The 11,853-nt window shown below is 60.7% G+C and carries 11 protein-coding genes; 5 read left to right on the plus strand and 6 right to left on the minus strand.

From position 1 onward, the window contains the following. Nucleotides 1-45: 45 nt before the first annotated feature. The 3 genes from BEN48_RS10340 (at nt 46) to BEN48_RS10350 (ending at nt 2,168) form a co-directional block, all read left to right on the plus strand. A complete protein-coding gene (locus BEN48_RS10340; protein ID WP_070734596.1) occupies nt 46-645 on the plus strand; it encodes an FKBP-type peptidyl-prolyl cis-trans isomerase in 600 nt (199 codons plus the stop codon). A gap of 68 nt (nt 646-713) precedes the next feature. Then, the gene (locus tag BEN48_RS10345) at nt 714-1,175 is read left to right on the plus strand and encodes an FKBP-type peptidyl-prolyl cis-trans isomerase (protein WP_158010152.1); all 462 of its coding nucleotides are present in this window, start codon (nt 714-716) and stop codon (nt 1,173-1,175) included. Nucleotides 1,176-1,214: 39 nt separating this feature from the next. Beyond that, on the plus strand, nt 1,215-2,168 hold the full coding sequence (locus tag BEN48_RS10350; protein ID WP_083320960.1) for an FKBP-type peptidyl-prolyl cis-trans isomerase: 954 nt from the start codon (nt 1,215-1,217) through the stop codon (nt 2,166-2,168). Nucleotides 2,169-2,174: 6 nt separating this feature from the next. Here the strand turns inward: BEN48_RS10350 and recO are convergent, their stop codons facing one another. The 4 genes from recO to BEN48_RS10370 form a co-directional block, all read right to left on the minus strand. Next, nucleotides 2,175-2,897 (minus strand): DNA repair protein RecO, encoded by a 723-nt coding sequence (gene recO, locus BEN48_RS10355; protein ID WP_070734598.1) that lies wholly within the window; start codon nt 2,895-2,897, stop codon nt 2,175-2,177. A gap of 93 nt (nt 2,898-2,990) precedes the next feature. Continuing rightward, a complete protein-coding gene (porZ, locus tag BEN48_RS10360; protein ID WP_125932582.1) occupies nt 2,991-5,357 on the minus strand; it encodes a type IX secretion system anionic LPS delivery protein PorZ in 2,367 nt (788 codons plus the stop codon). A gap of 68 nt (nt 5,358-5,425) precedes the next feature. Continuing rightward, entirely contained in the window at nt 5,426-6,046 is a 621-nt protein-coding gene (locus BEN48_RS10365; RefSeq protein WP_083320961.1) for a thymidine kinase, read from the minus strand. A gap of 157 nt (nt 6,047-6,203) precedes the next feature. Then, nucleotides 6,204-6,536: a 2Fe-2S iron-sulfur cluster-binding protein gene (locus BEN48_RS10370; protein ID WP_070734600.1), complete on the minus strand. Its 333-nt coding sequence runs from the start codon at nt 6,534-6,536 to the stop codon at nt 6,204-6,206. A 36-nt stretch (nt 6,537-6,572) separates the two neighbouring features. Here BEN48_RS10370 and BEN48_RS10375 point away from each other — a divergent pair, with 36 nt between their 5' ends. Both BEN48_RS10375 and BEN48_RS18765 read left to right on the plus strand, forming a co-directional pair. Next, entirely contained in the window at nt 6,573-7,790 is a 1,218-nt protein-coding gene (locus BEN48_RS10375; protein WP_070734601.1) for a hypothetical protein, read from the plus strand. Nucleotides 7,791-7,818: 28 nt separating this feature from the next. Beyond that, a complete protein-coding gene (locus BEN48_RS18765; RefSeq protein ID WP_125932583.1) occupies nt 7,819-8,886 on the plus strand; it encodes a hypothetical protein in 1,068 nt (355 codons plus the stop codon). On the opposite strand, the gene BEN48_RS10380 is transcribed toward BEN48_RS18765, so the two are convergent. Both BEN48_RS10380 and rodA read right to left on the minus strand, forming a co-directional pair. Further along, entirely contained in the window at nt 8,809-10,083 is a 1,275-nt protein-coding gene (locus BEN48_RS10380; protein ID WP_125932584.1) for a hypothetical protein, read from the minus strand. The genes BEN48_RS18765 and BEN48_RS10380 overlap by 78 nt on opposite strands. Before the next feature lie 77 nt (nt 10,084-10,160). Further along, nucleotides 10,161-11,456, minus strand: a complete 1,296-nt coding sequence (gene rodA, locus BEN48_RS10385) for a rod shape-determining protein RodA (RefSeq protein WP_070734603.1) — start codon at nt 11,454-11,456, stop codon at nt 10,161-10,163. Nucleotides 11,457-11,853 lie beyond the last annotated feature (397 nt).

The raw sequence follows: 11,853 nt of genomic DNA on the forward strand, positions 1-11,853 counted from the left end.
GCCCGGGCTCCGTTGGTCGGAATTCTTTTACGACCCCTTCTCGTGATGAAAAAACTCCTGCTGCGCTCCCGTTACCTGTTGCTGGCGGCGGGCCTGCTCCTGTCGGCCCCGGCCCTGTGGAGCTGCAACTCCGAAACGACCTTCCAGAAGTCGGCGCGCCTCCACGAAGAGCAGCTGAAGCGCATCGACGAGGATACCATCCGCAACTACCTCACCCGCAACCAGTTGCTCACCAAAGCCACCCGGACCAAATCCGGCCTGTACCTGGTGCCGCTGGCCGAGGGCAAGGGCACGCCGGTAACAGCGGGCAAGCAGGTGCGGCTCAAGTACCTTGGCCGTTTCCTGAGCAACGGCGCCCACCCCGGTACGACGGGCTACCCGGCTTCGAACGGCGACGGCCGCTTCCCGGTGGGGGCTATTTTTGACAATACAGCCAATAACCGCACCGAGTGCGGCTGCGCTGTGTTCACGCAGGGAGGCAATTTAGTGGCTGGTTTCAACGAAGCGCTTCTGCTCATGCGTCAGGGCGACCGCAAGCTTGTGCTGCTGCCGTCTAAGTTGGCCTACGGGCCCAGTGGCAGCGCCGGTGCTATTCCGCCCGATGCGGCCCTGCTGTTTGATATAGAGGTTCTGGAAGTTTATTAACAAGGCATACCGTGGGCAAAGCTGCTAGCGTAGGTCGGTGGTATGCAGGGGGCCTGGGCCTTTTGCTTTTGCTGGCCGCTACGGCCGCCAGCGGGCAGGAAGCTCCCAAGCCCACCGTGCCGTCTGCGCCCACGGCCCCGCCCGCCGGCTCCGACACCGCGCGCCTCGTTCCGCAACTCACGCGGAGCGGGGTGCGCTTTGTGTTTCGGGAGCGGGGCACCGGGCCGCTGGCCCGCGCCGGCAGCCGCGTAGCCGTGCGCTACACCGGCTTCCTGCCCGATGGCCACATCTTCGATGCCACGGTGGCCACCGGCGGCCCGCTCCGTTTCCGGGTGGGGCGTGGCGACGTTATTCCGGGCTGGGACGAGCTGCTCCTGCTGGTGCCCGCCGGCTCCCGGGTGAAGGCCTGGATACCCGCCGCCCTGGCCTACGGCGCCACCGGCGTGCCCGACCCCGACGACGAGCGCCGCTACCTGATTCCGCCCAATACCGAACTGGTTTTTGAGCTGGAGGTGTTGAGCGTGCGTTAAGTTTTTATTTCTGGACTGCCAGAATCTCCCCTCCTACCCATGCGAAATATATTTCTGAGCGCAGCCTGCGCCTTGTTTGCCTGCTGGCAGCCCGCCCGGGCGCAAGCCCCCACCACGGCGTTTTCCCGCCTGCCCACGGGCACCGAGTACCGCCTCTTCCGCAAGGACGCGGCGGGGCGCTACCAGCCGCGCACTCTGGCATCCACCGACGCTCCTTACGCCACGCACGCCGGCAAAATACTCACCGTTTTCATGGAATTCCGCACGGGCCGCGACTCGGTCATCATGAAATCGCGCCTCATGCAGCCCACCCCACAGCCGGTGGCTCTGCCCGATAAACCCACGCCCGGCGGACTGGAAGAAGCGCTGGGCATCCTGCTGCCCGGCGACAGCGCCGTGTTCCGCTTTTCGGCCGATACCATTTTTGCCAAAACTTTTCGGCAGGCCGTGCCACCGTTTCTGCGCACAAGCGGCAATACGCTGGTTGTAACCGCCAGCGCCCGCGAGCTGCTGACCATGGCCGAGATGACAGCCCGCCAGCAGCAGGCCCAGGCCGATATGCTGAAGGCCGAGCAGCAAAAAGCCGTGGCACAAATCGCCAAAGACGCCGCTCAGATTGACGCTTACTTGAAAAAGAACAAGCTGGTGGCCAAGAAAACGGCCGGCGGCACCTACTACATCGTCACGCGGCCCGGCACGGGCCTGCCCCCCAAGCAGGGCCAGAACGTGCGGGTGCTGTACCGGGGCACCGTGCTGGCCACAGGCAAAGAGTTTGACTCGTCGGCTAAGCATGGCAATGAGCCCATTTCCTTTCCTCTGGGCGCGGGCCGCGTCATTAAGGGCTGGGACCAGGGCATTGCCATGCTCACCAAAGGCAGCAAGGCCATCCTGCTCATTCCCTCGCCCCTGGGCTACGGCCCGCGCGGCGCCGGCGCCGACATTCCCCCCAACGCCGTGCTTCGCTTCGAAGTAGAGCTGGTTGATTTCAAATAGCTCGCCTTACTCGGCCAGCACCTGCGAAAGGATATCGAGCGAGCGGATTTCACCCAGCTGCTCCACGTGCAGCTGGTAGTACCGAATGAGCACGTTCAGGAGCTCGTGCCGCACGCGGCCGTTGGGAATGGTGCTGGTGGCGGGGTCACGCAGCAACTCATCGAGGTAGACATCAAACTCGCGCAGGCGCAGCGTGGCCGGCCCGGTAGCGCCGGAGGTGGTGGGCGCGTGGCCCGCCATTATCACCTGGTCGGTCAGCTCGCCCCCGGTGCTGATGCCAAAGCCCAGATACGTGGCCAGCTGCAGTAAAAAGACCAGTGCAAAGTTCTCCGACCCGGTGGTTTGCTGGTCGAATCCCAGAATGGAGTCGTGCAGAAACTGAAAGAGCGGCTCGTTCTGTTCTTCCTCGCGCACGGCCCGCCCCACCACTTCAGACAGAAAAAGCACCACGCTGCTCTTCTGCACCTCGTAGGGCAGGCTCACAAACGGCTCGGAGCACCGGAACTCCGACAGGCGCGTGAGCCCCCCGCTGCCCCGGGCCACGTAGGCCACCAGCTCCAGCAGCGTGAAGGGCTGAAACAGGGCAATGCGGCCCGGCGGCTTGGCTTTGCGCACGCCGTTCACGATGTAGCTCTGCACCCCCAGCCGCTCGGTGTAAACGCGGGCAATGATGCTGGTTTCGCGGTATTTCAGGTAGCTGAGGACGATGCCTCGGGTCTTGATTAACATAGTTTGAATGAGGAATAAAGAATGAGGAATGAAGATTTCCCTTGGAATAACTCTTCATTCCTCATTCTTCATTCCTCATTAAGCGCAGCGTCGTCACCTGCTGAGCACGGCCACTTTGCTCACGCAGCCGTTCTTGCCGTCGGCATCGGCAGAAAGCACGAGGTAGGTGCCCGAGCGCACGCGCTTGCCGTCGGGGGTGGTCAGGTTCCAGGTTACGGTGCCGCCGTTGGCCGTGGTGGCGTACACGAGGTGGCCGGCCACGTCGGTAATCTTTACCTGGGCATTGTTGACCAGGCCCGTGATGCCCACCGTGCCCGCGAAGTCGGGGCGCACGGGGTTGGGAAACACGGCGGCGCAGCTGGGCTTGCCTTCCGTAATGGTGGCCGCCCCCCGGTACGCCACCACGCCGGCGTCGGTGGCTACCCACACGTCGCCGGTTTTGTTGTTCACCTTCACGTCCACGATGCGGTTGGAGGGCAGCGGGCTGTTGGCCGTGGTGAAGTGCAGCAAGGCCTCGTCGGCGTCGGGCGAGAACAGCCACAGGCCGTTGTCGGTGCCAAACCACTTGCGGTCGCCACCGTCCACGGCCAGCGTGCGCACCGCCTCGCTGAACAGCACCGGAAACAGCTCACCCTTGTCATTCGGTGTCAATGGCAGCGTAAATACGGCATCCGGGTCAAACGGCCCGCGGGGGTCGTTGAACACGGCCACCCCCTTGATGGTGGCGGCCCACATGTAGCCCCGGCGGTCTTTCGCCAGCTCATAAATCTGATTATCGGGCAGGCCCGCCGCCGTGGTGAAAAAGCGGGTCGACTGGGGCGAAACCGTGGCGGGGTCCACCGCAAAAATTCCCAGGGGTGCGTTGGTGGGGTCGGTTTTGCGCGCCACGGAAGCCCACACGTAGCCATTGTCGTCAAGCGCCAGCCGGTCGAGCGCCTCAAAGCCCAGCCGCCAGGGCATGATGCGCCAGGTGGTCGCAACCGGGTCGAAAAGGAACAGCCCCGACACGCCGGACCGCAGATGCCGGTTCACAACCCACACTTTGCCTTCGGCGTCGGTGGTCAGGTCCGTGATTTCGACCCGATTCTTATTGCCGAAGGTGCCCAGCAGCGGGCTACCGGCCGGCGTGCCTTCGCCAAACCGGCGAATGTTGCCCAAACCCTTCCACTCCACCAGCCCGTCGCCGTAGCCACCGAAATACAACGTGCCGTCGGGCGTGCGGGTGCCGCGCGTGGGCCGGACCACGTTCGGGAATCCGGGCACGGCCGCCGTGAAGCTGGTCCACTGGCCGTCTTTAAACTCGTAGAATCCGGCACCTTCCCGGACAATGGACGGGTCGTACCGTTCTGAATAGCCGCCCGAAAACACGTCCACCGTGTTCGTACGGGCATCGGCCAGGATACTGAACGCCAGGTTGCTGACCGGGCCATTGGCCACGTACTGCTCCGTGGGCGTGGCCGCACCGGGCGGCACCCGTTGCAGGCCAAGCTGGAAGTTGGCCAGGTAAAAGCTGCCATCACGCGAGCGCACGGCGTCCTGCAGAAAGGTACCGGCGGGGCTGCGCGCCACCACATTGGTCACGGCATCATTCGCCCCAATCTTGCGCACACCCGAGTCGTCATCAATGATAAACACCCCGGTGGCGCTGGCCCGCAGGTTGCGGAACTGCGCCGTGCGGGTGTTGGGCACCGCACGCCACGTACCGGGAGTACCGGGAACGAACCTGAACACCGCCGCCCCGGTGCCCTCCACGGCGGCGTACACCTCGCCGTTGTAAGCCGCCACGAAGGGGAACGTGCGCCGCGCGGGGTCCACGGTGGTGGCCGGCTGGTACGCGGTCCAGCTGCGGAAGTCCAACAGGTTGCTGGTGAGCGCCCCGCGCAGCAATCCGGCCGAAGTTGCGAGGTAGAGCGCCCCTTTGGCCACGGCCGCGTCGTACACGGCAACCACGGTGCCGCCCGGCCCAATATTGGAGTAGGTGTCCGTCACTTCAAGCTTCACAAGGTCCACCACCACCAGGCCAAAGGTGGTCGACACGTACGCTTTGCCGGGCCCTATCGAGATGTTGGTAATGGCCTTGGCGCCCTGAATCTGCTTGCGCAGAATGTCGTTGAGGTTGCGGATGCGGCCGTTGCGCTGGATAATGTCCAGATTGGTGTTGCGGTAGCCCAACACGGTTTGCTGCGTCACCGAGTCGTAGGCCAGGGCCACTACGCCCACGTCGTTCAGGCCATCGCGCCGCGAAAGCACCTGCGTGGTGTTGAGGGCTTTATTGAGAAAGTAAAAGGCATTTTCCGTTGCCACATACACCCGGTCGCCCGCGTCGGCCAGGCGGCTGGGGCGATTGGTGGGCAAGTGCAGCTGCCAGTCGCCATAGCCCACAGCCCCTTGCGCAAGAGCCGCTTCAGCAAATAAAAGCAGCCCGGTTAGCCCAAGCAAACAACGGAATATGTGCGACATATGCTCAGCAAAAACACGATTTGAGTACCCGCAATGGGGCCAACTTTGCCAACGCCCCTGCGGCTTATTTAGTGCGCCGCTGCCGAGCGGGCTTCCGGGGTTTTGGCTTGCATGCCCTCCAGGAAACAGGGCCGGCAGCGCGCCTCGTACGAGTCGGTTTCGCCGAGCAGCACCTGGCTTTCGCTGGCCGCAATGCGGTAGGAATACGAGGCTATTTCGCCGCAGCACACGCACACGGCGTGTACTTTGGTCACGTACTCAGCCGTGGCCAGCAGGGCTGGCATTGGGCCAAACGGACGGCCGAGGTAGTCCATGTCGAGTCCGGCCACAATCACGCGGGTGCCGTTGTTGGCCAGTTGCAGGCACACGTCCACCAGCGAATCATCAAAAAACTGTCCTTCGTCGATGCCCACCACGTCGGAACCCGCCGCCAGCAGCAGAATTTCGGAAGGAATGGACACCGGTGTGGAGCGAATGCGGGCCGCGTTGTGGCTCACCACGTCCTCGGCGTCGTAGCGCGTATCCAGGGCGGGCTTAAAAATCTCGACCTGCTGCCGGGCAATGCGGGCGCGGGTAAGGCGGCGAATCAGCTCTTCGGTTTTACCCGAAAACATAGAGCCGCACACCACTTCAATCCACCCCCGGCGCGGGGCGGTGTGGCGGTTGCCAACGCGTGGTTCAATAAACAAGGTACAGGCGGCTTGGAAAGGTTTAGGAACCTAAAGTTAGGAACGAACAGCTGAGCGCGCCACTTCACTACGGACGAACTGCAGGAGCAACCTGAGCAAAGGCGCTGGCCATCTGTTGCTACCAGGCGGGAGGCAGCCCCCCGATAAAGTTACAGGTTCATCCTTGGGCTTCGCCGTACCGCACGTGGGGTAGTTGCGTGGCATCGGGCACCCGGCCCACGGCCTCGCCCGCCGGCAGCTGGGCCTGGCACGTCAGCCGCTCGTTGGTCTGCAGCCGGCCCGCGGCCTGGTAGCGGAGCTCGGCAGCGGTGGGCGGACTGAAATTTTCAAGGCCCTCGCGTACTTCGATGCGGCAGGTGGTGCAGCGCCCTTTGGCCCCGCAGGCGTGCATCCAGTCGTGGCCAGCCGCGTGCAGTGCGGCCAGCAGCGTGGCCCCCGCGGGGACCGTGATGGCCGCGCCGGGCAAGTTTTCAATCGTCAACAGGGCCATTTGTGCCTAACTTCGGGCACGAAACCCGGCCTTTTTATGAACGACAAATATAGCCTCGCCAAGTGTGCCCAATACGGTCGCCGCCTGGCCGCCCGGCTCTGCGACCAGCACTTTGGCTCCCAGCCCACCGCCACGCTCGATGGTGCGGCGGTGCTCAAATTCACTCCCATTCGCCAAATCAATCTGCTGGTAATTCGCCAGCTCCTTGGTCAGTGGCAGGCCGAAACTGCCCGCCTGCGCAGCCCCTACTTCGATTTTGAGGCCGCCCCCGTGCAAACGGCCCTCGTTCAGTTCATGAACGTGTTGTCGCGTCACATTAGCCTCAGCCGTGTCACCTTCGAGCCCTTACTGGCCCAAGCCACTGCCGATGCCCTCGGCATTGTAGCCGACCCAAGCGGCAGCTTCGAGCGCCTGCTACTGGGCTCGACCGATACTGTTACGCTGGCCGGCCTGCGCGACAATCTCCGTTACATCGAAATCGATAAAGACTTTTTTCAGGAATTCGTCGAGAGCCTGCCCGCCAGCAAGGAGCTCAGCCGCGATTTCATCGTACACCGCTTCGAGCTTTACCACGCCGCCAACTACAAAGCGCATCAGCCCATGCAGCGCCTTGCTTCCGAGCTCAGCGCCCTGCTCCCCCTCACTACCGCCGATTTGCTGGAAGATGGGCCAGTGTCAACTGCTAGTGCTTCCGTAACAGCCCCTCCGGCTGCTCCAGTGGCCGAGCAGGCGCCGGATTCCGCGGCAAAGCCCGTGCAACCAGCTCCTGCAAGTGCTCCGGTAGCAGTGCCATCCTTCGTTTCTGCTCCGGCTGCAAACACTCCGGAGCCACGGCCAGTCACGGCCCCTGAGCCAGAAACTCGTACTGTGCCACCCGTTTCTTTGCAGCAAGCCTCCGAGGTGAGCGCCATGCCCCTGCACGAGAAGCTGAAAGCCACCCAGCCCACCACTGCCCTCCTGGCCGAGACGCTGCGAGCCACCGCGGCCCCCATGCCGTTGGCGGAGCGGTCCAGCCCCAAAGTCGAGACCCTGCGCGAAGCCATATCCATCAACCAGCGTTTCAGCTTCATCAACGAGTTGTTTGAGGGCGAGAACATGGAGTACCACGCGGCTATCCAGCACCTCGACACCTTATCAACTGCCGACCAAGCCCGAAGCTACGTCACCGGCCATCTGTCGCAGCGCTACGAGTGGGGCCGCAAAGAGGAACACGTCAATAAGCTGCTGAAGCTCATCGAACGCAAATTTGCCTAGTTCCGCGTTTTTTTCCCGGCAGCCCTTAGTGGGAGTTCGCACCCGGCGCTGGCTTTTGCCGTGGCTGCTGGCAGTAGCCGCGCTGGCCAATATGGCCTATCCAATGTACGTGCACTATGATTTCACGCACTCGTCGGACACGCGCAGCTACCTCCGCATGGCCGCCGGCCGCTTCGATAGTGTTCGCGTCACCCACCGCTACCGGGTTTGGGTGCCCGCAGCAGCGGCGCTGGTAGCGGCGCCTATCACCCAGGCGTATGCCCAGGTATGGCCCCAGCGCCCCGCCGGGCAGTGGCCGCTGCGCTTCGCTTTTTACTTGGTCAACTGCTTGGTACTTGGGGCCGCGGGTGCCTGCTGGTACCACGGCGCCCGCATGACCGGAGCCTCCGTTTTAGGCGCCGCCCTGGCCATGCTTGCCGTGCTCACCAGCCGTTGGGCAGTCTATGCCGCGGGCCTTCCCCTCACCGACAGCCTGTACCTGTTGGTCGTTGGCCTGGGCTACTATGCTATCCGGCGCGGCCCCGCAGGCAGCTGGGCGATGGTGGCGGCGTTGGTCATTGGCCCGCTGGCAAAAGAGTCCTTTTTTCTACTGGTGCCCTGGCTGCTCTGGTTTGGCCGTCACAGTCTGGGATGGCCCCGGCAACTTCTCGCGCTGGCAGTTGGTTTGGCTCTTCTGTTCGCCGTCCATTGGTTCATTAATAGCCGTTTTGGGGCGCCCGGCATTCCGTCTGTAGCCAATGCCTGGGAGCATGTGAATAACATCACCTATTCCCTTCGCCGAGCCGCATCTGTAAAAGGTCTAGGCGAGCTACTCAGTGTTTTTGGCCTGTTCACCGTCATTGTTCCCGTGGCTTTTTGGCTGGAAAGGCGCAAGCAGCGTTGCTCGGCGTCAATTTTCAATGCGCTGGGTTGGGCCGAAGGCAGCTTGTTGCTTATCGTGGCGCTTCACATGCTCCTCTCCGGCGACCTGGGGCGCATGGGGTACCTCGCGGCTCCCGTTTTCTGTTCTGCTCTGGCCTTAGTCTTCACCCATTGGCGCCCCTTGCTCGGCCTGGGGTGCACGGGGGGCCTTCAATCCCACCAGCGCGAGGCCTAGTAGCAAAGGCCACACCGGCACCAAGAACCGCGCCGCTCCCAGTGGTCCGGTCAGGAGCGCTACATAGAACAAAAGGCCCACTGCTACCCAACGTCCGTTCCGCAGCAACGTCGAACTGCTACCCAACAGCAGGAATCCGCGCACCGCCAACGCCATCCGCGCCAGGCTAGCCATCAGCACCGCCCCTAGCAGGGACAGCAGCGCTATTGGCAGGCGCGTAAGAGCACGGAAAAATCCCCCATTCCTTATCTGCACCGATAAGCCGCCGTCCGGAGGCGGAGCCACACCCAAAAACTGGCTGATATCAAACCGGCCAGGGTCCACAAACACAGCTCCCATGCCCTGCACCTGTTGGCGTGCATACACAATGGGGTGCTTTCCTATTAACGCCAAAGCCCGGGTCCGAATAAGCATCTGCCGGTCTGCAAAGTCCGCCCGTTGATTGGCATCCGTCAGCACCGCGGCAACCCAAGCCTCCTCGGCCTCAGGCCCATTTACTTGCCTGACCACCCCGGCCGCATTATAGTGGAGCAGGTTAATTTCCGCAATGCTGGAGAAATGAAAATACCCGGTCCGCTGCATGTTCCACCCCATGTAAAGGCCGGTCACCAGCAGCGGTATTGCCGCTATCGCAGCCAATCTCACTTTTTTTTCGCGCCATGCCAGCGCCCCGCCCGCCCCAGCTACGATCAATGCCAATGGGTAAAAAACGGGTTTAAGCAGCAAGGCCAGTACTGTAGTAACAGCTATTGCGGCCATGTATTTTGGTTTACGGGACTCTATCACCCACACTCCACCCCAAAACATTCCCACAACAACCGTTTGCAGCAGCATCTCACTCATTACCGCGTTTGCATAGATGAGTTGCGCCGGAAAAGACAACCCCAACACCACCGCCCACTTCCAATATCGCCGTTGCGGACGCACCGTATGTGCCCACCACTGCAATACCAACCCAAGGTTGAGCAAACTCAGCAAGTTTTGGAATAAAAGCACTAAAAATGGCACCTTCAACAGCCCACCCAGCGCCAGCAAGGCCAGCGGGTATCCAACCGGCCGTATCGTAAACTCCTGCACCGCTTGGCCGCGTGGCAACTCTCCAGGCCAGGGCCGAGCATAAAGCACGCCCTCACGCCACAGGTTTTCCGCTGCCTGCAGGTACCTATCCGAGTCGGGGAAGCCCCAGGCACCTGTCATACAGGACCAGGTAAACGCCGCCAGGTGAAACCCAACCAGCGTCGTCCATACCCAGCCCGGCACCCGCTGGCTATTCATTAGCGCACCAAGTCTTGCTTGCGATACGCATCCAAGGCCAACAAACTAAACAACAGGATGGTAAAGGACCACAACGAGGAGCCGCCGTAGCTAAAGAATGGCAAAGGAATGCCCACAACCGGCGCCAGCCCAATCGTCATCCCAATATTCACGGTCACGTGAAAAAAGAGTATGCTCGCCACACAGTATCCATACGTGCGGCCAAAAACTGACTTCTGCCGCTCGGCAACATATATAATACGCCACAGCAGCGTCAGGTACAGACCGATTACCACAAAACTGCCTGCCCACCCAAACTCCTCTCCCACTGTGCAAAAGATAAAGTCGGTGCTTTGTTCGGGCACAAAATCAAACTTGGTCTGCGTCCCTTGCAAAAACCCCTTCCCAACCAAGCCGCCCGACCCAATAGCAATTTTACTCTGCGTCACATTCCATCCCTTCCCCAAAGGGTCTGCAGAAGGATTAATCAAAATCTCGATTCGCTGCCGCTGGTGGGGCTGCAACACCTCATTATAAAAAAAATCGACGCCTATCACCATCCCCACTACCGCCACCCAAACCCCAATGGCCAATGGCAAGTGGTGTCGCAACACTCGCTTGTTCAACCCCAGCACAACCAACAACACCACAGTAAAAACTGCAACTAACCAAATTTTTGGTACCAATAAAGCCAACACCAGAATAACAGCACCTGCGGCTAACAACAGCAATATTAGAGGCGACATCCCCTCACGAAAATAGGCCAACAGCAACGCTCCAAACACCAATGCCTGTCCCGACTCGTTGGAGGCTACGATAAGCAACGGCGGCAGCAAGGTAATTCCCGCCAGCACCAACTGGTCCCGCCAGTTCTGGTATCTCAAGTTTATACTGGCCATGAACCTCGAAGCTGCGAGAGCTGTCGTGAACTTAGCAAATTCTGCCGGTTGCAGACGCACAGGCCCAATCTCCAACCACGACCGTGAGCCAGCTATGGGCCTAGCCACAAACATCGTGATGAGTAGAAGCACTATCATCCCCCCATACATGGCGTAGGCCAAAGTATCATAGGCCTTATAGTCAACCACCAACAGCACCACCACCAACACCACAGCAGTCCCAATCCACAACAACTGCTTAAACCAGTTGAAAGCCATAAGCTTATCGAAGCTCATTGTTTTCAACACATTAGCAGGCGCTTCAAACGAGTAACTCGAGGCGTAAATACACACCCACCCTATCCCAACCAGTATCACATAAAGCAATACAGTGAGCCAATCAATACTTCTGCTATAACGTGCTGGTGATACTTGCACAAATAAGATAGGCTTAACAGTATTTCAAATTTACAAACACTGCAGTGTTCATTACTCCATAGTTACAAATGCACCCTGAATTGCCATCACAACAACCCAATATATTATAAGTAGACAAAAGAATAAGTGCCCAAACAACGCCCGTGAAGGCAAATTTGTCACTAAAGCCTACGTACCAACCCGAAAGGAGATTTATCATTCAGAACTGGTTACTCAACCGATTGGACACCAGGATTTGAGTAGCCATAGCGATTACAACTGGGCAATCAGGTGGTGTTAGGGGGGGGTATAAAAGCGCAATGCCTGCCGCTGGTGAAAGCGGCAGGCATTGCGGGATGTAAGGTTGGCGGCGACCGACTCTCCCACCGGTGAAGGCAGTACCATAGGCGCACCGGGG

The organism is Hymenobacter glacialis (assembly GCF_001816165.1).
GTDB classification, from domain to species: domain Bacteria; phylum Bacteroidota; class Bacteroidia; order Cytophagales; family Hymenobacteraceae; genus Hymenobacter; species Hymenobacter glacialis.